Source organism: Mangrovimonas spongiae (genome assembly GCF_003944795.1).
GTDB classification, from domain to species: Bacteria; Bacteroidota; Bacteroidia; order Flavobacteriales; family Flavobacteriaceae; genus Mangrovimonas; species Mangrovimonas spongiae.
Window position 1 is genome coordinate 564,684 of sequence record NZ_RWBG01000002.1, and the last position, 20,703, is coordinate 585,386.

The window sequence follows — 20,703 nt, forward strand, 5'->3', positions numbered from 1 at the left end:
AAAATAGCTACCTTTGACGTTAGATTAAAACCTAACTATGGGAAGACATTTTTCTGATTACCTCTTTATATCTTTAAAAGGTATGGCCATGGGAGCTGCCGATGCTGTTCCTGGCGTTTCTGGCGGCACAATTGCTCTTATAGCTGGAATTTACCAAGAGTTAATCACCACCATTAGTAATATTAAACCTAAACTTATCACCACACTTAGAAAAGAAGGGTTTAATACGTTTTGGAAAGAATTAAATGGCAACTTTTTACTTGCTTTGTTAAGCGGTATTATTATAAGTTTTGTATCGTTTATGCGAGTAGCCAAATATTTAATCGAGTATCATCCTATTCTTATTTGGTCGTTCTTTTTTGGACTTATTATTGCAAGTATCTATTATGTAGGAAAGCAAGTCAATACTTGGAGTCTTTTAACAACAATAGCTCTATTAGCAGGAACTGCATTTGCATATTATATTTCTACGCTACCTTCTTTAGCAAGTAACAACAGTAATTTTTTTCTGTTTTTTGCTGGTGCCATAGCTATTTGCGCCATGATTTTACCCGGCATATCTGGCTCTTTTATATTAGTTGTTTTAGGGGCTTATAAAACACTAAGCGATGCAATAAACGATTGGGACTTTAAGCGATTAGCTATTTTTGCTTTTGGTGCTGTTGTTGGCTTATTGAGTTTTAGTAAAATTTTAAAATGGTTGTTTAAACATTATTACAACTTAACAATGGCGCTTCTAACAGGCTTTATTGTTGGGTCATTAAACAAAATATGGCCTTGGAAAATTACAGAAACTGTTATGGAAAAAGCTACAGGGAACATGATGCCTTTAAACGATTTAACCCCTTTAAATACCTTAAGCCTATTTCAGCAGCAAACACATAATTTTGACACCTATAAAGTGGTTGCCGAAAAAAGTGTTTTGCCAACAACATTTTCAAATATGAATGGTAATATTGATGCACACACCATAACAGCTGTTGGCTTAATGATTTTAGGTTTTGTTACTATCTTAGCTCTTGAAAAAATAGGCTCAAAAAAATAACTTGCATGCAAAGTACACGAACATTTAGAGATAAAATTTTCCTAATCCTTAAAGGGTTAGGCATGGGAGCTGCTAATAAAGTACCTGGTGTTTCTGGTGGTGTAGTGGCCTTCGTGGCAGGTTTTTATGAAGAATTTATTTACTCGCTTCAAAAAATAAATGGTAAAGCTTTTAAGCTCCTAATAAATGGAAGGTTTAAAGTTTGTTTTCAATATATAAACGGCCGTTTTTTAACATTACTATTTATAGGTATGATGATAAGCTATTTTAGTGTTTCTAAAATACTAGACTATCTTATAGAACATTATCAACTCTATGTTTGGAGTGTGTTTTTTGGCATGATTATAGGCTCGATATATTACATTAGTAAAGATTTTAAAGCATGGAACTTTAAAACGTATGCAGCACTTGTAATAGGAACTATTCTAGGCATAAGCATTAGTTTTTTAGACCCTGCAAAAGAAAATGACAACCTTTGGTTTGTACTATTTTGTGGCATAATTAGCGTTTCCGGAATGACACTCCCTGGGTTTTCCGGCTCATTTATCCTTATCCTTTTAGGAAATTACGTCTTGTTATTAGTCGATTCGGTAAATGCGCTTTACGATAGTATTTCCGATTTAGTTCAAGGTAATTGGGCATTCTTAAAAGACCCCGAACGTGTTAAAATGCTCAAGGTTTTAGGTGTTTTTACTGCTGGCTCTGTAATTGGATTAGTAACTTTTTCCCATATTTTAAATTACATTTTAAAACATTACAAAAATATTACAACAGCATCTATAATTGGATTTATCGTAGGTTCTTTAGGCGTGGTTTGGCCTTGGAAAAAAACAATTTATAAAATGAATAATGATAGTTTCATTTTAGATTCTGCAGGCAAAAAAATTATCGAAAACTACCAACGTTATGTTCCAGAACTATCTACCGAAACCTTTACAGCTATCGGTTTTGTTATTTTTGGTATTCTTATTGTCTTGGCCTTAGAAATTTATGGGCAAAAAACCAGAAAAATCAATGGATAAATTTGGACTTATAGGTAAAAATATTGCTTACTCATTCTCTAAAAACTACTTCAATAAAAAGTTTAAAAAGGAAACTATTCAAGCGTCTTATGAGAATTTCGATATTGATAGCATTGAAAACTTCCCAGCTATAATAACCAATACCGAAGGAATTAAAGGCTTAAATGTTACCATTCCCTACAAAGAAGCTATCATCCCTTTTTTAGATAAACTTGACAAAAAAGCAAAAAAAATTGGCGCTGTAAACACTATAAAAATCACATCAAAAGGAAACTTAAAAGGCTATAATACCGATTACTACGGATTTAAAAAATCTTTAAAACCGTTGTTAAAACCACATCACAAAAGAGCATTAATTTTAGGAACAGGAGGCGCTAGTAAAGCCATCGCACAAGCATTAAAAAAACTAAATATAGACTACGTGTTTGTTTCTAGAAAACCTTCTAAAAAAGGCTTTTTCACTTATAATGCTTTAACAAAAGAACTTGTTAGCGACTACCAAATTATTATAAATTGTACGCCATTAGGCACATTCCCCAATGTACAAGACTGCCCCAAAATACCTTATGACGCCATTACAAAAACGCATATTTTATACGATTTAATATACAATCCAGAAGAAACAAAATTTTTAACATTAGGGCGTAAAAAAGGGGCCACTACAATTAATGGATTAAAAATGCTACAACTACAAGCAGATAAAGCTTGGAGTATTTGGAACAAATAAAACGGGTTTTATTTTAAAGGTTTTGTTTGTAATAAAGTTGTTACTATCTTTAACGCACAAGCTATTTTAAGAACCTTAACATTTTTTAGATGTCAACAGAGAAAGATAACCTGCCACAAGCAGAAGGAGAAGAAAACAATAAAACAACCATCACACCAGAAAACGAGGTAGACACTACAGCCGAAACACCACAAGAACCACAAGCTGATGATGTTTCGAATGATGATGACAAAGCTATTTCAGAAATAGATGAATCTAACGCTAAAGATGCAGAAGACGAACAGTCTAACGATTCTATTGAAATGAAAGCGTACGAAAAAATGTCGTTAGAAGAATTGGTTGACGAATTAGAAAAGCTTGTTAAAAACGAGAAAATTCAAGCCATTAAACAACACGTGTATGAAATTAGAAAAGAATTCAAATCACACTTTAATACCCTTGTTGAAGAAAAGAAAGAAGAATTTTTAGAAAATGGCGGCAACGAAATAGACTTCGATTACTCCAATCCATTACAAAAACGCTTTAACGAAGCCTATAACCATTACAAAGAAAAACGTAATTCGCATTATAATAATTTACAAAAAAACTTAAAAGAAAACTTAGCAGAACGCCAAGAAATTATAGAGGAAATAAAGGGCTTGCTTAATGTTGAGGAAAATATTAATACCACATACAAACACTTTAAGGACTTACAAGATCGCTGGCGAAATGCTGGACCAATCCCTAGAGACAAATACAACAATACGTGGAATACTTACCATCATCATGTCGAAAATTTTTACGACTTCCTTCATCTAAATAGAGATTTACGCGATTTAGACTTTAAACATAATCTGGAGAAGAAAATAAAAATCATAGAACACGCTGAGGCTTTAGCTCAAGAAGAAGACGTAAACCATGCCTTTAGAGAATTACAGGTATTACATAAAATGTGGAAAGAAGAATTAGGTCCGGTTGCCAAAGAATATCGTGAAGATATTTGGCAACGTTTTAAAAATGCCACCAAAGCAATTCATGATAAAAGACAAGTTTATTTTAATGAATTAGATAAAATTTACGAGAAAAATCTTGAGAAAAAACAAGAGATCATAGACAATATTAAAGCGATAAGCGATACCGGCGCAACATCGCACAATGGTTGGCAAAAAAGTATTAAAGAAGTTGAAGCCTTAAGAGAAGCTTTTTTTAATGCAGGAAAAGTACCTATAAAAGTTAACGAAGCCACATGGGCAAAATTTAAAGATGTTGTAAGAACGTTTAATAGAAAGAAAAACGCCTTCTATAAAAACCTTAAAAAGGAACAATATAAAAACCTTGAAAAGAAACGAGAGCTCGTTAAAATAGCTGAAGATAACAAGGATAGTGAAGACTTTGAAACTACGACGCCTTTAATGAAAAAAATACAAAGCGACTGGAAAAAAATAGGTCACGTTCCTAGAAAAGATAGCGATAAAATCTGGAAACAATTTAAAGCCGCTTGTAATCATTATTTTGACAAGTTTCACGCTTCAAGAAATAAAGCTAGTGAAGAAGAGCTTGATAATTTCAATAAAAAATCAGAGTTACTACAGGAAATTAAAGGTTTAAAAGTAGCCGATAAAGAAACCGATTTACCTGTAATAAAAGACTATGTTGAAAAATGGAAAGCTTTAGGTAATGTTCCTAGAAATAAACGCAACATAGAAAAAGAGTTAAACAAAACTCTAGATGGTTTTTTTAAAACACTTGGCTTAAACCCATCTGAAGCAGAGCTTATTAAATTTGATAAAAAATTAGAAGTTCTAAACAACCATCAAGACTCTAGACACCTTGATAATGAAAGAGTGTTTATTTCTAAGAAAATTAAGGAAATTAAAGGCGAAATCACCCAATTAGAAAACAACCTCCAGTTTTTCACTAATGTTGATGATGACAACCCTCTGGTTAAAGATGTTCATAAAAACATTCAAAAACATAAAGATGAACTTAGTTTATGGAAAACAAAACTTCAGAAAATTAAGAAACTATACTAGTATAAAATAACCAAATCCTATTTGCGAAAGCAAATAGGATTTAGGTTCCTAACTAAACTAACTAAACAGTTATTTTTCCCAACTAAAATAACCTACTTATGTTATAAAATGACGTTTATTTTTTGAAGTAAATGTAGCTATTAATCACTGTGTTTTAAACGTCATTTATTATATATACGATTAAAGTTCTTTTTTGGATTACAGAGTTTAAAAAAAAATTACTTTTTTTTCGCTTCCTCCCAAAACACATTCATTTCATTCAAGGTCATGTCGCTTAAAGACTTGTTTATTTCCTTAGATTTAGTTTCTAAATACTGAAATCTGTTTGAAAACTTCTTATTAGTTCTTTCTAAAGCATTTTCGGGGTTTATACCTAAAAATCTAGCATAATTCACCAAAGAAAACATTACATCTCCAAACTCGTTTTCCATAGCGTTTTTATCGCCATTCTGCACTTCTTCTTTAAACTCGTTTAGCTCCTCTTCTACTTTTTCCCAGACTTGATTAGGTTCTTCCCAATCAAAACCTACGCCTGCTACTTTATCTTGAATTCTGTTTGCTTTTACCAAAGCAGGCAAACTTTTTGGCACTCCTTCTAGTACACTTTTTCTACCTTCTTTTAACTTAATATTTTCCCAATTTCGCTTAACGTCTTCTTCGTTTTCTACAGTAACATCGCCATAAATATGCGGGTGTCTTTCTATTAATTTATCACAAATACTATTACAAACGTCAGCGATATCAAAGTCGTTGGTTTCACTACCTATTTTAGAATAAAACACAATGTGTAATAAAATATCGCCTAACTCCTTTTTCACTTCATTTAAATCGTTATCTAAAATAGCATCGCCTAACTCGTAGGTTTCCTCTATGGTTAAATGACGTAATGTTTCCATAGTTTGCTTTTTATCCCAAGGGCATTGTTCTCGTAAATCGTCCATAATATTTAACAAACGTTCAAAACCTTTTAATTGCTCTGCTCTAGAATTCATTGTGTTTTTTTGTGTAAGTTGCTTTTTAAAATAAAAAAATCCAGCCGTTAGGCTAGATTTTTATTTGTGTTTAATAATCATTCGAGGTTAATTTTTATTCTTCTTCATCTGAAGTTGAAACTTCTTCTTCAAAATCTAACAAGTCATGTTTTTGAAGTAAGTTATACCATTGTATTACTTTTTTAATATCACTAGCATACACACGGTCTTCATCGTAATCTGGTAAAATATTGAAGAAATATTCTTCTAATTTATCCTTACTTTCTTTATGACCTATTGCTGTTTGTTCGCCATTTTCTTTCTCCTTTATTAAAGCAAAAACATCTTGAAGTGGTTTCTCTTCTGTTAACGTGTAAATAGCTATTTCGCTTAGTAAGCTAACATTCTGGTGAATGTTAACAGAAATTCTTCTTTTATCTACCAAAGATTCTGCAACAAATCCTGTTCTTGTTTGTGCTACTAATTTATACAATCCTGGTTTTCCTGATATGGCTAAAACTTTTTCTAATCCCATAGGTTTATTTTAAAAAGTGCAAATATGCTTTGTTTGGCATTGTTCACCAAATTTATCGTCTCTTTTTTTGGTTAGGAAAACGCATTCTATAATCAACGTTTATCTTCCCTTTTGAAATATTATTAAGCTTACCTTTTATTAAGCGCTTTTTTAAACTTGATAGTTTATCTGTAAATAAAACACCTTCAATATGATCGTATTCATGTTGAATGACTCTTGCCGCTAGTCCTTCGAATGTTTCAACATGCTTGTTAAAGTTTTCATCAAAATATTCTATCGTTATTTTGGGCTTTCTAAACACATCTTCTCTAACATCTGGAATACTTAAACAACCTTCGTTAAATGCCCACTCGTCTCCTTCTTCTTCAGTAATTTTGGCATTTATAAACGTTCTCCTAAAAGTTTTTAAAAAGGCCTGCTCTTCTTCTGGCAATTCGTCATCTTCGGCAAACGGTGCAGCATCAATTACAAAAATTCTAATGGGCAATCCTATTTGAGGTGCTGCTAATCCAACACCATAAGCGCCTTCCATGGTTTCATACATATTATCTAACAACTCACCTAGTTTTGGGTAATCATTAGAAATATCTTTGGCTTTCTTTTTTAGTACTGGATCGCCGTAAGCAACAATTGGTAAAATCATAGTTTTTATTTTTCAAGTGCAAAAATACAATTCCTTGGAGGTTTTACAGCACTTTTAACTTACAATTAAAAGATTAGCAAGGTTAGTTACTTGCTAAATAGCTTTGTAAAATAATAGTCGCGCTAATTTCGTCTACTAAAGCTTTGTTACGTCGTTGTTTTTTAGACAAGCCACTATCTATCATAGTTTGAAAGGCCATTTTAGACGTAAATCGCTCATCAACACGTTTTATAGGGATACTAGGGATTTCAGCTTCAAGCTTTTTTAAAAAGGGTAAAATTAATTCCTCGCTTTCCGACGCTTGGTTATTTAGCTGTTTTGGCTCTCCAACAACAAAAAGTTCAACGTCTTCTTTAGAAATATAGGCTTTTAAAAACGCTAGCAACTCCTTTGTGTTTACAGTTGTTAACCCAGAGGCTATAATTTGTAATTCATCGGTAACAGCTATACCTGTTCTTTTGGCTCCAAAATCTATTGCTAAAATTCTTCCCATATTTTACAAAAATACACAACTTGGTTTAAAGTTCTTTGATATGTTATACATTAAAAGTTTATACACTTATATTTGCAGCGTAAATACAAATTAAAATGAATAACTTAAAATCAATTATAGAAAACGCTTGGGATGACAGAGCGTTACTTAAAGAAGAAAAAACCATAAATACCATACGTGAGGTTGTTTCCTTATTAGATTCTGGTGATTTACGTGTTGCCGAACCAACTGAAAATGGTTGGCAGGTAAACGAATGGGTAAAAAAAGCTGTTGTTTTATACTTCCCTATCCAGCAAATGGAAACTTTAGAAGTTGGTATTTTTGAATATCATGATAAAATACCTTTAAAAACTGGTTATAAAGAAAAAGGTATTCGTGTAGTACCACATGCTGTAGCACGTCATGGAGCTTATATTTCGAAAGGTGTTATTATGATGCCTAGCTATGTTAATATTGGTGCTTATGTAGATGAAGGGACTATGGTAGATACTTGGGCTACTGTAGGAAGTTGCGCTCAAATTGGTAAAAACGTCCATCTTTCTGGTGGCGTTGGTATTGGTGGCGTTTTAGAACCTTTACAAGCAGCTCCAGTAATTATTGAAGATAATGCATTTGTTGGCTCACGCTGCATTGTTGTTGAAGGTGTTCGCGTTGAAAAAGAAGCTGTACTTGGTGCCAATGTTGTGCTAACTGCATCGACAAAAATTATTGATGTAACAGGTGACAAACCTGTTGAAACAAAAGGTTTAGTTCCTGCTAGATCGGTAGTTATTCCTGGTAGTTACACGAAAAAATTCCCTGCTGGCGAATACAATGTTCCTTGTGCTTTAATTATTGGAAAACGCAAAGAAAGCACCAATAAAAAGACATCACTTAACGATGCCTTACGTGAATATGATGTAGCTGTATAATGAAAATCCTTATCATACAACAAAAAATGATTGGCGATGTGCTTACAAGTAGTATTCTATTTGAAGCCATAAAGAAGAAGTACCCTAAAGCGGAGCTTCATTACTTGATTAATTCGCACACATTTCCTGTTGTAGAAAATAACCCGTTTATTGATGACTTTAAATTTTTTACTCCTAAAATAGAAAACAATAAACGGGCTTTTTGGCATTTTTTAAAACACATTAAAAAAGAACAATACGATGTTGTTATTGATGTGTACTCAAAAACCTCCAGTAATTTAATTACAGCGTTCTCCGGAGCAAAAACAAAAATTTCTAAGTATAAATGGTATACAAAATCAATTTATACGCATACGTTTAAAAACAAAGACAAAGCTAACACCAATGCTGGTTTAGCTATTGAAAACAGAATGCAACTTTTAGCCCCTATTTCTAAAGCATTAACTAAAGAAATAGTCAAGCCAAAAATTTACTTAACCAATGATGAAATTGTTAATTCACAAAAACAACTAAGCGATGCTGGGATTAATTTATCGCAACCCGTTTTTATGATTGGCGTTTTAGGAAGTGGTAATACAAAAACCTACCCCTTACCACATATGGCCAAGGTTATCGATTTTATTGTAGAGCAAACTAAAGGTCAAATCTTATTTAACTACATTCCAAAACAATATACCGAAGCAAAAACAATTTATAATTTCTGCACATCAGAAACCAAAAAACATATTTATTTTGATGTTTTTGGTAAAAGCCTACGTGAATTTTTAGCCATTACAAATCATTGTACTGCTTTAATAGGCAATGAAGGTGGCGCCATAAATATGGCTAAAGCATTAAATATTCCTACATTTTCTATTTTTTCGCCTTGGATAAAAAAAGACGCTTGGAGTCTTTTTGAAGATGGCAAGACAAACGCTTCTATTCATTTAAAAGATATTAAACCAGAACTTTACGATGGAAAAACCATGAAAGAGATGAAAAAAGATGTCTTTGCACTTTATGATATTTTTCCTCCTGAGTTAATTATACCCAAATTAGAAAAGTTTTTAAAGCAGTTTTAATCTTGGTTTTTCTTTATCCCAAAGTCTGTCCAGGTTTTCTTTTTCTTTTTTACCTCAGCTCTAATAGCTAAATTTCTATCTAAAGACTCTTTGGTTTTATAGCCTCTGGCATGGTCTAGATGAACACAAATAGCTTTATATCGTATTTGTTTAGACTTAATCCCTTTGTTAAATAAGCGCTCACCCAACTCTCTATCTGGACCACCATATTGCATACGCTCGTCATAGCCATTAATGGCAATTAAATCGCTTTTCCAAGCCGACGAATTACAGTTGTTAAATGTTGCTCCCGTTGGTGTAACTACATCTAAAAAATTGGCTATCCCATCTTTTGCGGATAGCTTTAATTTATTTTTAGAACTCACAACACCTTTGGTTTTTAGCCAGTTTACTTTAAAACAGTCTTGGTTCTTTATGTCTTCTGGAGTAATGGCTTCACTTGTATTCATAGGCAACTTACAATACCCGCCTGACAGGAAGTATCCTTTTTCGGCAAATTTGGCATGTGTTTCTACAAAGTCGGCCCTTGGAATACAATCGCCATCGGTAAACAAAATATAGTCATTTTTTGCTTTAACAATCGCCTCATTTAAAATGGTTTGTCTTCTGTATCCTAAGTCTTCATGCCACAAATGAGTAATATTTACGGGATAGTCTTTTTTAAAGCTATCTATTAGATTTTTGGTTTCTTCGGTCGAACCATCATCTGCTACTATAATATCAAAATCATTATACGTTTGGTATTTATATCCTTCTAAAACTTTACTTAACCAATCTACTTTATTATAAGTAGCCATGATAACGGTTATTTTTGGGTATTGTGACATAATTTTTAAATAAATTCCTAGGTGTGTATGTTTTTATTTCGTTCGTATTTAACGACTTGCCGTACAACCTTATTTTTCTTTATAGATTTATCTTTTTATACGGACTTCTATAGTGCAAATGTACGTATATTAAACTATTTTGTAAGAAGGCATTTTAATTCCTTTTCTTTATTTCTATATCTAAATTGGGTATTTTTACCAAAATTATTTTAAAAAGATGATAAAACTATCGGGAGTTATTATAACCTATAATGAGGAAGCTAAAATTGAACGATGCCTAAAATCTTTACTCCCAGTAGTAGATGAAATTATTGTTGTTGATTCTTTTTCTAAAGACAATACTAAGTCTATCTGTAAAAAATACGATGTCACCTTTATTGAACAAACATTTCTAGGTTATGTAGAGCAAAAGAATTTTGCTATGAATATGGCATCTCATGATTATATTGTATCCTTAGATGCTGATGAAGCCTTATCTGAAACACTTCAAAAATCTATACTTGAATTAAAATCTAATTGGGTTTATGATGGGTATTATTGTAAGCGACTAAATTATTTTTGTGGTCAATGGATTAAACATACCACTTGGTATCCCGATAAAAAACTTAGAGTATTTAATAGAAAAAAGGCACAATGGGGTGGTATTAACCCACACGATAAAATAATTCTAGATCCAATAAAAAGCAAGGCTGGTTTTTTAAAGGGAGATATTCTACATAAAACATATCAAAGCTACTCAGAGTTTAATAAACAAGTTGAAAACTTTACAACAATTTCTGCTAATTCGTATTTTAAATTAGGTAAAAAGGCTCCTATTTACAAAATAGTTTTAAATCCAACTTGGGCATTTTTTCAATCTTATATTATTAAACTTGGTTTTTTAGATGGGTTAAACGGATTAATAATTTCTGTGCAAACAGCAAACACGCGTTTTTTAAAATACATTAAACTAAGAGAATTAATAAAGCAAAATCGTTAGCTTTTTTTCCAAAACTTAAGTTTCTTTTTTAACCTTTTTTTTCGGTAAAACCTATATTGAAACTCGTTTGTGTATTGCCACATAAGGCTAAACACTTTTTCATAAGGTTCTCCTATGCATTTAGCATATTCATCGCTCATTACTTCTACCATTTTTTCATGAATGGTTAACCGCGCGAAATTTTTTATTCTAGTATTAAAATCAAGAGGTTTAAACTCCATACGGTTTAAATCAACTAGGAAAAACTCATAATCGTTATTATTTACTTTTATAAGCGTATTTCCTGGTGAATGGTCTAAAAACAACACATTATTTTCGTGCAGTTTATATGTGAACCTTGTGAATGCTCTTAATATAGGTTCGTAATTGGGAATATTAAAATCTTGGGTTAAATCGCGATAGGTATAATCGCAATCTAATTGTTCACTTATGTAAAAACTTTTCTTAAACAAAAGTGGTGTTGTAAACTCATAATAAGCTATGGGTTGTGGTGTACCTATTCCTAATTTAATGAGTTTGTTAGCATACTCGTAAGAGCGTTGCGCCTTACTTTTTCTAAAAAACTTGTAGGCTATTTGATTAACTATATTAGGGACTTTAAACGACTTTACGTTAATAGTTAGCCCATTTAAATCAAATAATTTTAACGAATTTCTATCTTGTTTACCGAAATCTTCACCTTCGGAATCGAAGTTTGAAATAAATTTCGTTAACATCACTTCATCTTGAAGAAACTTTTTAACAACAACATGCTTCATACAGCAAAATTACAATTAGTTTTAGTTAATTTGTAAAAACTCTCTTGGAATGCCCAAAATATTTTTAGAATCGCACAACATAAAAAACCTCAACTTTGGTTTTGGACAATTTAATTACCATTTAATTAAAGCGCTTTCAAAAAAAATTCCATCGAATTACAATGTAACGCTTTATGCTAAAAATATTGACAAGCTACAAGCTGAACTTGGTCAAACATTTTCTTATAAGAAATACCATTCTTTTAGGCGCTATCGATTATTTAGGATAAGAAAAAAATACGATTTATGGCATAGTTTAAATCAGAATACAAAAATAGAACCTTATCACGATATTCCTTATTTATTAACGGTTCATGATGTAAATTTTATGGAGGAATTAACAGGCGAAGACTTAAATAAAAAAATACATGCATTTAACGAAAAACTTAACCGAAGTCAAGCTATAACCTATATTTCTAACTATGCCAAAAGCATGACTCACAAGTATTTTAAGGTGCCCAATGTGCCCGAATACATTATTTATAATGGTAGTCCTGAAATTAACACGCTACAAACTTTTATGTCTCCTGAATTTTCTCCTAAATCGCCTTTTTTATTTACAATTGGTGAAGTATTGGAAAAGAAAAATTTTCATGTTTTAGTTGAAATGATGACACATTTACCCGACAAACAATTATTAATTGCTGGAAAAAACACTACTGAATATGCCAACAAAATTTCAGAATTAATAAAAAATTATAAGCTTGAAAATCGTGTGTTTTTATTAGGAAAAATAAGTGAAAATGATAAAAACTATTACTACAAACATTGCGAAGCTTTTGTATTTCCTTCATTACGCGAAGGTTTTGGAATACCTCCTATTGAAGCGATGAGCTTTGGCAAACCTGTATTTTTATCAAACAAAAGTTCGTTACCCGAAGTTGGCGGAAAATGTGCTTTTTACTGGGATAAATTTGATGCTTATTACATGAGTCATATGTATAACAACAGTATTGAAGAATTTAATAAAAACCCAGAAGAAAATGCTCAAAATATAATTGCTCACGCCAAATCATACTCTTGGGATAAAACTGCTGAGCAATATTTAGATGTTTATAAAAGTTTACTTGAATAAAAATTTAAACCATTGGCCAAAGTTTTTTTTCCAAACATAAAACTTAGTAGGCATAACCTGTTTTGCCATAATATTCTCTCTCAATTCTTCTAAAGTAGTACCAGCAACAAAATCTAACTCTGGCCATTTTTCAGGTTCTATATAAAAAAAGTCCTTTCTTTCTTTATAATTAGTTTTATTGGTTGTTCGCCATTTAGTCATAAAAGCCTCTCTGTCTTTTATATCTACATTATGTCCCCAATTATCAAATTTTGTGATAAGTTCTTTTTCATCTCTAGCTACACACTCATGCATTAAAATGTTTTGTGTATAAACTATTCGCCTTCTTGTATTTCTGGCGACTTTATAATTTGGATAATTAGTAGCCATTATACCTCGTGTTGGTTCACTTACATATAACACTCCATTGTCGGTGTATTTATACATGTTAACCAAGAAAGCTGCAATTTGAATATTATTTTTTTTGGGATTTTCTAAATAACTATCATATTTTCTTAAATCATCCACAAACTTTTTAAAATCTAAAAAATACTCATCACTATCTACCTGTACCAGCCAATTACCCACTCCCATTCTTAAAGACAACATGTGTCGCTCTCTATTATCGTTTTCTATTGCAGAAAGTTCAGGTACATAAAAATCGTCTTGATAAATAGTAATCTTGTTATCTACATCAAACGCTTCAAGCCATTCAAAAAAAGACTCCTCAACTGTAAATGTTTCGCCTGACCAAGTTCGTAGTTTTTCATCCATTGCGATAAAAATCTTATCGGCTTCATTATAAACAGGAGGTATTGAATATTTCAATTTCTCATAATCATAGGATAATAAATAACCTACATGTATATTTTTCATAGTGCCTTTTCATAGTTTATCTGTCACAAAGATAGTTTATCTATAGTAAATACCTATTTTTGTCAAATAATGTTGAAAACATGCCTGAGTTAACTGTTATTATGCCTGTTTATAATGGCGAAAAATATTTAGAAGAAGCCATAGATAGTGTATTACATCAAACCTATACCAACTTTACACTTTTAGTATTAAATGATAACTCCACGGACAGTACGCCAGCTATTCTTAAAAAATATCAAGAACAAGACCATAGGGTTCATGTTATAAGCAAAAACGAAAACCAAGGCCCTGCAAACTTAAGAAATGAAGGCATTAAGTTGGCCGAAACAGAGTTTATTGCGCTTTTAGATGCCGATGACATTGCATTGCCTACTCGGTTTGAAAAACAAATAGATTTTTTAAAATCCAATCCCGATGTGGGCGTTTGCGGTACTTGGTTTACTGTATTTGGTGATAAAAAAGAAAAGATATTAAAACATGCCGTAGACCATGAGGCTCTTAAAATACAATTTTTAAGTAGTTGTGGTATTGGCAACCCAACGGTTATGTTTAGGAAATCGGTATTAGGTGATTTACAATTCGAACACCAATATGTTCCTGCTGAAGATTACGGCTTATGGAGCCAATTAATTGCTAAAACTAAGTTTCATAATATACCCGAATCTTTATTGCGTTACAGATGGCATCCGGGAAATATTAGTCAAACAAAAAAAGACAATTTAATAAAATCTGAAATCCTTATAAAAAAGCGCCAATTAATACATTTAGCAATTGATGAGAATGATGCTAATATCAATTACTATTTACATGCTGTTTCATTAAAACGAAACTTGCCCAAAAATGATATTAAGCAAGTTATTAAAGCTGCTAAAACACTTAAAAACTTAAATTTAAAACATAAGTACTATAATCAAGAGTTATTTAATGCACACATAGACAAAATTTTGATACGAACCATTAGAAATGCCGAAAGCTATAATATGGCATTCTTTAATTACTTAAAAAAAGAGTCTGGTTATTTCTCTAAAATGCCCATTATAGATAAGATGGTAATTTTCTTTAAAAGTTTATTTTAATAATATGACAAATAAAAATATAGCATCACCTTTTGTGAGTATTATAGTACCATGTTATAATGTAGCACGTTTTATAGATAAAGGGTTAGGAAGCGTTTTAAACCAGACTTATATAAATTGGGAGTGTCTAGTTGTTAACGATGGCAGCAAAGACAATACAGAAAATGAAATAAAAAAATGGGTAAATAAAGATGCGCGGTTTAAACTAATTTCTCAAGAAAACAAAGGACTTTCTGGCGCACGAAATACAGGGTTAAAACACGCTAAAGGTGATTGTATTTATTTTTTCGATCCAGACGATATGTTAGATAAAAATTGTTTGGAAAGCCTAACCAATTTATATCAATCAAACGTTGATATTGTTATAGGAAAAAACGCTTCCGTTCGTAACCAAACAACAACAATTATTAACACTTTAGAACATTATAATACAACAAATACATTACTTGAAAATAAAAATTTTGTAGAGCTCGCCTTAAAAACACCTTTTAGTGTTGTCGCTTGGAATAAGCTATATAATACTGATTTTATTACCACTAATAATTTGTGGTTTAAAGATGGTTTTGTCCATGAAGACGAACTTTGGTTTTTTGAAACCATGTATTATGCTAAAAAGATTATTTTCAACTCTAAAGTTATCTACTATTATAATATTGGCAATCAAAGCTCTATAACAAAAAATTACAGCTTATACAATCTTACATCGTATTTAACGGTTATTGAAGATATTTATACTAAATATTATAAGCCCGAAAAAGACAAGCAAAGTAAATTAATTACAGGCACTTATATTTTAAACTTTCAAATTACAGTAGTTGCTGCTTTTTACAGATTTATAAAAAAGAATAAGAATATTACATATAAGGAAGAAGGCACAGCTTTAATAAAAAAACATCTTGAACATTTTAGAATTGAAGATTTCCTGCAATTCAATGCCAAAAAAACAAAACAGTATAACCTTTTTAAACGTTATGCCATTAAAACTCCAGAAATAGCTTTTAGGTTAATTAGAAACACCAATAAAAATAGTATTTTAAAGCGTTTTGAAAGTTGGTATTTAAAAAAGCGCGTTTAACACTAGCCGTTTTTAATAACCTGATACATGTTTATATCCTTAGAAAAACGTTTATTAAACGCATTACTTTTTTTTAGTTTCTGAAGAATTTCCTGTGGAATTTTTTTATTGTTAGTGTTAAGCTTACTTGCCTTTTCACCTGTTTTTTTATTATAGTTTTCCAGTAAAGTAACCGCTATACCTCCTAGAACTTCTTCAACACCTTTTTGTAAATAAAACGATTGACTCCTAAAATGCCTATCGGATAAATAATCGGGTAATTTCACCACTTTCTTGAGAAACTCATCAAAACTTATTTCGCTTTTAATACCAAAAAAGTTGGTAAGTCCTGAAGGGTCTTCATACATTACATTTTTGTTTGTAACCACATCTAAAAAACATGAATAGATACGTTCATATGGGTTTCTTATTACTAAATGCGCCACTTTACCACGACTAAACTTGCGGTATTTTTTAAAACTATAAAAGCGCTTTCTTAATACTTTGTCATTAGTTTCTAAAGCAGGATCAACCTGATGTATTTCAGGAAATTTACTTGTAAAATCGGGTTTGTAACGTCTAATAATATCTACCTTAACTGTGGAACAACCAGATTTGGATATTATGGGATAAAACGTATTTGTTTCCGGTATATAATAAACCTCGATAGAATCTATAAGTCTTGTTCCTATAAATCCTTTTATAAATTTAGAAAGCGTTAATTTTCCTATTCTCATATCATTATTTTACCAAACAAGGGAATTTTAAAACACTTTATTAGATAGTTTTTGGTATTGTTTTTCTGTTAACACACCCATGTTGTTTAGTTTTTCAATACAGTCATAATCTTTTTCTAAATACTGTATCAAATTATTAACAGCTAGATTCGATAAGTCAGTTTTCTTTTTATTTTTCTTTAAATGACTTTTAAGTGTAATATTAAAATGAGTCTTCAAGTCTTCGCTTAACGTTTCGGTTGCAAGAACAGCTACAATTTGTTTCTTTTTACACTTCTTTAAAAAATCTGCTAAATAAAAGTCGATATCTTCCTTAAGATGATGAATATAAAATTCGTCATTTTTAAAATCTAGCACAAGATTACCTTCTTCATCATAAATATTTTCAGCTAAGTTATTTATATCGCTATACTTTTCAAGAAGTTCTTTTTCACCTAGATATAAATCTTTTTGAGTTCCGTCTTCAACCACAAGTTTATAACGCCAATTAAACGCCGATACAAATCTAGATATCGGATTTCTAATAACAATAATATACTTTTTATTTCTTCTATAAGTTACCTCTCCTACATGCTTTTCAAAAAACTTAAGGTCTCTTTTATTTAATTCCTCTATAACGGAAGACCCACCACATTTTCCTATATGTATAACAACTTTATCTACTTTTTCTTTTCTTTTAAGCTTATCTACCAACCTCATTAGGTTATTATTAAATATTAAATTAGCCGGTAAATGTAGTAAAGTTAAATTAACTAAAGAAAGTTATCCATCTTAATAGAGAATACAACTTTTGGAATATCTTATTTTGTTAGTATAATTTAAAACCAATTAAATTATTTTTGCACTATGCAAAACGAAATAAACACCACCCTAACCGCCTTAAAACAAGGTAAAACTATTCTTTACCCTACCGATACCGTTTGGGGTATTGGCTGCGATGCCACTAATTACGAAGCTATAGAAAAAATTTTTAAACTTAAGCAACGCGACGAGAGCAAAGCATTGATTTGCTTGGTAAGCGATTTTAAAATGTTAGAACAGTATGTAGAAAACGTTCCTGAAGTCGCTTACGATATTTTAAAATATGCCAATAAACCCACTACTATTATTTACGATAAACCTATTCGCATTTCGGAAAACTTAGTCGCTGCAGATAACACTCTGGCCATACGCGTTGTTCGTGAAGGCTTTGCTAATAAACTTATTAGAAAGTTAAGAAAACCCTTGGTATCAACATCGGCAAATATGAGTGGCGAACCTACTCCAAAATCCTTTAAAGAAATAAGCGACCATATTTTAAAAGGTGTGGACTATGTTGTAAATTTGCAAAACGTAAAATCGGCTAATAAACCATCGTCTATTATTAAAATTTCAAACGACGGTATGGTGAAGGTTATACGAGAATAAAAACTCAAATTTCAAACAACAAACCATTATTGAAATTTGAATCCTATGAATTACAGAGACGCCTTACAACATAGTATTTTCAAGATTATATCAAAGTCTGCCAAAACGCTTAACCTAGACAGCTATGTTATTGGTGGTTTTGTTCGTGATTATTTATTGCAGCGGGACTCTAAAAAAGATATCGATGTTGTAGCTATTGGTAGTGGTATTGCTTTGGCCAAAGAGGTTTCAAAAAACCTTCCCAACAAACCAAAAGTAAAGGTGTTTAAAACTTACGGAACAGCCATGTTACGCCATGACGACTTGGAAATTGAATTTGTTGGCGCACGTAAAGAAAGTTACACCAAGGATAGTAGAAATCCCATTGTAGAAAATGGCACACTTCAAGACGATCAAAATCGTCGCGATTTTACCATAAATGCATTAGCCCTAAACTTAAGTGAAGACCGTTTTGGTGATTTATTAGATCCTTTTAATGGTATTTCAGATTTAGAAACTAAAACCATTCGTACACCTTTAGATCCTGATATTACATACAGCGACGACCCATTACGAATGATGCGCGCCATACGATTTGCTACGCAATTAGATTTCTGGATAGAAGACGAATCACTAAACGCCATTACCAGAAACAATCACCGTATAGACATCATCACCAAAGAACGTATTGTTACCGAACTTCATAAAATACTGGAAAGTAAAACACCGTCAAAAGGGTTCTTACTATTAGAAAAAACAGGACTTCTTGAGCGTATTTTACCTGAACTTACCGCTCTTAAAGGTATTGAAGAAAAAGAAGGACAACGCCATAAAGATAACTTTTACCACACTCTAGAAGTGGTTGATAATATTTCTGAGAACACAGACGATGTCTGGCTACGCTGGGCTGCTTTATTGCACGATATTGGCAAGGCACCAACCAAACGTTTCGATAAAAAAATAGGTTGGACCTTTCACGGACACGAGTTTAAAGGTTCAAAAATGGTGTTTCATCTTTTTAAAAGATTAAAAATGCCATTGAATGATAAGATGAAATTCGTTCAAAAAATGGTAAGAATGAGTTCTCGCCCTATTGCTTTGGTTGATGAAGAAGTGACTGATTCTGCCGTACGACGCCTAATTTTTGATGCAGGTGATTATATTGAAGACTTAATGACGCTTTGTGAAGCCGACATCACTACAAAAAACCCAAAACGTTTTAAGAGGTACCACAACAATTTCAAAATTGTACGTGAAAAAATGGTTGAAGTTGAAGAACGTGACCGCATTCGAAACTTTGAACCACCAATATCCGGGGAAGATATTATGACAACGTTTAACATTGGACCAAGTCGTGAAATAGGTACGATTAAAGAAACTATTAAAGAAGCTATTCTAGATGGTAAAATACCAAACGAGTATGAAGCCGCTTACCAACTGATGCTTGATAAAGGAAAAAAAATAGGATTAACAGCTGATGAAAAAAGACAATAAACGCGTTATATACTGGTTACTTACGGGCTGTTTGCTCATTTTTATAATGGTTTTAGTTGGTGGTATTACCAGACTTACCGATTCTGGACTATCCATTTCTAACTATAAGTTAATTACAGGAACCGTACCACCTTTAAACGATGCTGAATGGCAACAAGCATTCGAACTTTATAAACAGTACCCCGAATACCAAAAACTTAACTACCATTTTGAGTTGGAAGATTTCAAACAAATCTATTTTTGGGAATGGCTACACCGTGTTATCGGACGTTTGATTGGCATGGTATTTTTTATCCCATTTCTATATTTTTTATTAACCAAACAACTCACAAAAAGTACCATAAAAAAGAGTTTAATTTTAATGGGATTAGGTGCTTTTCAAGGCTTTTTGGGTTGGTATATGGTAAAAAGTGGTTTGGTAGACAAACCCGATGTTAGCCATTTTAGATTGGCGGCACACTTAATAACAGCATTTCTAACATTTGCAGCAACACTATGGGTTGCTTTAGATTTAATTTACCCTAACCGAAAACCTATAGAGTTTCCAAAGTTTAGGAAACTTATTATTATTAGCTTTATTATTCTTATTGTTCAAATTATTTATGGCGCTTTTGTGGCTGGCTTAAAAGCTGGTTTATTACACAACCATTGGCCCTTAATGAATGAAGGAAAATTTATGCATCATACGGTTTACATATTCGAACCATTTTACAAAAACCTTATCGAGAATCCTAGCGGCATTCAATTTATACACAGAACCATAGCTTATTTAGTTGTAGCTTTTATTATTATTCTTTGGGTTAAATCTAAAAAACTACAACTTTCCAAACTGCAACAGCAAGGCATTCAAAGTCTTTTAATTATTGTTTTTGTTCAGTTTGTATTAGGCGTATTTACTGTTTTACTTCAAGTCCCTTTATGGCTTGGCGTAGCACATCAAATAGGTGCTTTTTTCTTGCTTTCGGCTATGACATTTACACTACATAGGTTTAGTAAATAGCAC

General features: G+C 31.8%; 22 protein-coding genes. 13 read left to right on the top strand and 9 right to left on the bottom strand.

Features of this window, described 5'->3' with window-relative positions:
* Positions 1-37 precede the first annotated feature (37 nt).
* The 4 genes from EJA19_RS06825 (at position 38) to EJA19_RS06840 (ending at position 4,806) form a co-directional block, all read left to right on the top strand.
* A complete protein-coding gene (locus EJA19_RS06825; protein ID WP_125467598.1) occupies positions 38-1,045 on the top strand; it encodes a DUF368 domain-containing protein in 1,008 nt (335 codons plus the stop codon).
* Positions 1,046-1,050: 5 nt separating this feature from the next.
* Positions 1,051-2,067 carry a DUF368 domain-containing protein gene (locus EJA19_RS06830; RefSeq protein ID WP_125467599.1) on the top strand — a complete coding sequence of 339 codons (1,017 nt, stop codon included), beginning with the start codon at positions 1,051-1,053 and terminating at the stop codon, positions 2,065-2,067.
* Positions 2,060-2,794: a shikimate dehydrogenase family protein gene (locus tag EJA19_RS06835; RefSeq protein WP_125467600.1), complete on the top strand. Its 735-nt coding sequence runs from the start codon at positions 2,060-2,062 to the stop codon at positions 2,792-2,794. The genes EJA19_RS06830 and EJA19_RS06835 overlap by 8 nt, the downstream gene beginning before the upstream one ends.
* Positions 2,795-2,883: 89 nt before the next feature.
* Positions 2,884-4,806 (top strand): DUF349 domain-containing protein, encoded by a 1,923-nt coding sequence (locus tag EJA19_RS06840; RefSeq protein ID WP_125467601.1) that lies wholly within the window; start codon positions 2,884-2,886, stop codon positions 4,804-4,806.
* A 218-nt stretch (positions 4,807-5,024) separates the two neighbouring features.
* Here EJA19_RS06840 and mazG read toward each other — a convergent pair whose 3' ends face one another.
* The 4 genes from mazG to ruvX form a co-directional block, all read right to left on the bottom strand.
* Positions 5,025-5,798, bottom strand: coding sequence for a nucleoside triphosphate pyrophosphohydrolase (gene mazG / locus EJA19_RS06845; RefSeq protein ID WP_125467602.1), 774 nt, complete (start codon positions 5,796-5,798; stop codon positions 5,025-5,027).
* Positions 5,799-5,892: 94 nt separating this feature from the next.
* Positions 5,893-6,312 (bottom strand): DUF5606 family protein, encoded by a 420-nt coding sequence (locus EJA19_RS06850; protein WP_125467603.1) that lies wholly within the window; start codon positions 6,310-6,312, stop codon positions 5,893-5,895.
* A gap of 52 nt (positions 6,313-6,364) precedes the next feature.
* On the bottom strand, positions 6,365-6,955 hold the full coding sequence (gene def, locus EJA19_RS06855) for a peptide deformylase (protein ID WP_125467604.1): 591 nt from the start codon (positions 6,953-6,955) through the stop codon (positions 6,365-6,367).
* A gap of 82 nt (positions 6,956-7,037) precedes the next feature.
* Positions 7,038-7,448, bottom strand: coding sequence for a Holliday junction resolvase RuvX (ruvX, locus tag EJA19_RS06860; RefSeq protein WP_125467605.1), 411 nt, complete (start codon positions 7,446-7,448; stop codon positions 7,038-7,040).
* Positions 7,449-7,543: 95 nt separating this feature from the next.
* Between ruvX and EJA19_RS06865 the strand changes: the two genes are divergently transcribed.
* On the top strand, positions 7,544-8,359 hold the full coding sequence (locus EJA19_RS06865) for a 2,3,4,5-tetrahydropyridine-2,6-dicarboxylate N-succinyltransferase (protein ID WP_125467606.1): 816 nt from the start codon (positions 7,544-7,546) through the stop codon (positions 8,357-8,359).
* The gene (locus tag EJA19_RS06870; protein WP_125467607.1) at positions 8,359-9,420 is read left to right on the top strand and encodes a glycosyltransferase family 9 protein; all 1,062 of its coding nucleotides are present in this window, start codon (positions 8,359-8,361) and stop codon (positions 9,418-9,420) included. The genes EJA19_RS06865 and EJA19_RS06870 overlap by 1 nt, the downstream gene beginning before the upstream one ends.
* Here the strand turns inward: EJA19_RS06870 and EJA19_RS06875 are convergent.
* Complete coding sequence (locus EJA19_RS06875) at positions 9,417-10,247, bottom strand: glycosyltransferase family 2 protein (RefSeq protein ID WP_125467608.1); 831 nt, start codon at positions 10,245-10,247, stop codon at positions 9,417-9,419. The genes EJA19_RS06870 and EJA19_RS06875 overlap by 4 nt on opposite strands.
* Before the next feature lie 217 nt (positions 10,248-10,464).
* Between EJA19_RS06875 and EJA19_RS06880 the strand changes: the two genes are divergently transcribed.
* Complete coding sequence (locus tag EJA19_RS06880; protein ID WP_125467609.1) at positions 10,465-11,226, top strand: glycosyltransferase family 2 protein; 762 nt, start codon at positions 10,465-10,467, stop codon at positions 11,224-11,226.
* Here EJA19_RS06880 and EJA19_RS06885 read toward each other — a convergent pair.
* Complete coding sequence (locus tag EJA19_RS06885; protein WP_125467610.1) at positions 11,223-11,984, bottom strand: lipopolysaccharide kinase InaA family protein; 762 nt, start codon at positions 11,982-11,984, stop codon at positions 11,223-11,225. The genes EJA19_RS06880 and EJA19_RS06885 overlap by 4 nt on opposite strands.
* Before the next feature lie 49 nt (positions 11,985-12,033).
* Between EJA19_RS06885 and EJA19_RS06890 the strand changes: the two genes are divergently transcribed.
* Positions 12,034-13,098, top strand: coding sequence for a glycosyltransferase family 4 protein (locus tag EJA19_RS06890; RefSeq protein WP_125467611.1), 1,065 nt, complete (start codon positions 12,034-12,036; stop codon positions 13,096-13,098).
* Here EJA19_RS06890 and EJA19_RS06895 read toward each other — a convergent pair.
* The gene (locus tag EJA19_RS06895; RefSeq protein ID WP_125467612.1) at positions 13,087-13,953 is read right to left on the bottom strand and encodes a hypothetical protein; all 867 of its coding nucleotides are present in this window, start codon (positions 13,951-13,953) and stop codon (positions 13,087-13,089) included. The two genes, EJA19_RS06890 and EJA19_RS06895, sit on opposite strands and share 12 nt — an antisense overlap.
* Before the next feature lie 80 nt (positions 13,954-14,033).
* On the opposite strand from EJA19_RS06895, the gene EJA19_RS06900 reads away from it, so the two are divergent.
* Together EJA19_RS06900 and EJA19_RS06905 are read left to right on the top strand one after the other, a co-directional pair.
* Positions 14,034-15,029, top strand: coding sequence for a glycosyltransferase family 2 protein (locus EJA19_RS06900; protein ID WP_125467613.1), 996 nt, complete (start codon positions 14,034-14,036; stop codon positions 15,027-15,029).
* 4 nt (positions 15,030-15,033) lie between these two features.
* On the top strand, positions 15,034-16,104 hold the full coding sequence (locus tag EJA19_RS06905) for a glycosyltransferase family 2 protein (RefSeq protein WP_125467614.1): 1,071 nt from the start codon (positions 15,034-15,036) through the stop codon (positions 16,102-16,104).
* 2 nt (positions 16,105-16,106) lie between these two features.
* On the opposite strand, the gene EJA19_RS06910 is transcribed toward EJA19_RS06905, so the two are convergent.
* Positions 16,107-16,820, bottom strand: coding sequence for a sulfotransferase family protein (locus tag EJA19_RS06910; protein WP_125467615.1), 714 nt, complete (start codon positions 16,818-16,820; stop codon positions 16,107-16,109).
* 27 nt (positions 16,821-16,847) lie between these two features.
* Complete coding sequence (locus tag EJA19_RS06915) at positions 16,848-17,519, bottom strand: sulfotransferase family 2 domain-containing protein (RefSeq protein WP_125467616.1); 672 nt, start codon at positions 17,517-17,519, stop codon at positions 16,848-16,850.
* A 147-nt stretch (positions 17,520-17,666) separates the two neighbouring features.
* On the opposite strand from EJA19_RS06915, the gene EJA19_RS06920 reads away from it, so the two are divergent.
* Genes EJA19_RS06920 through EJA19_RS06930 form a run of 3 tightly spaced genes read left to right on the top strand, consistent with a single transcriptional unit; the run spans position 17,667 to position 20,700 of the window.
* Positions 17,667-18,227 carry an L-threonylcarbamoyladenylate synthase gene (locus EJA19_RS06920; RefSeq protein WP_125467617.1) on the top strand — a complete coding sequence of 187 codons (561 nt, stop codon included), beginning with the start codon at positions 17,667-17,669 and terminating at the stop codon, positions 18,225-18,227.
* Positions 18,228-18,272: 45 nt separating this feature from the next.
* Positions 18,273-19,700, top strand: a complete 1,428-nt coding sequence (locus EJA19_RS06925; RefSeq protein ID WP_125467618.1) for a CCA tRNA nucleotidyltransferase — start codon at positions 18,273-18,275, stop codon at positions 19,698-19,700.
* Entirely contained in the window at positions 19,684-20,700 is a 1,017-nt protein-coding gene (locus EJA19_RS06930; protein WP_125467619.1) for a COX15/CtaA family protein, read from the top strand. The genes EJA19_RS06925 and EJA19_RS06930 overlap by 17 nt, the downstream gene beginning before the upstream one ends.
* The last annotated feature ends 3 nt before the right edge of the window (positions 20,701-20,703 follow it).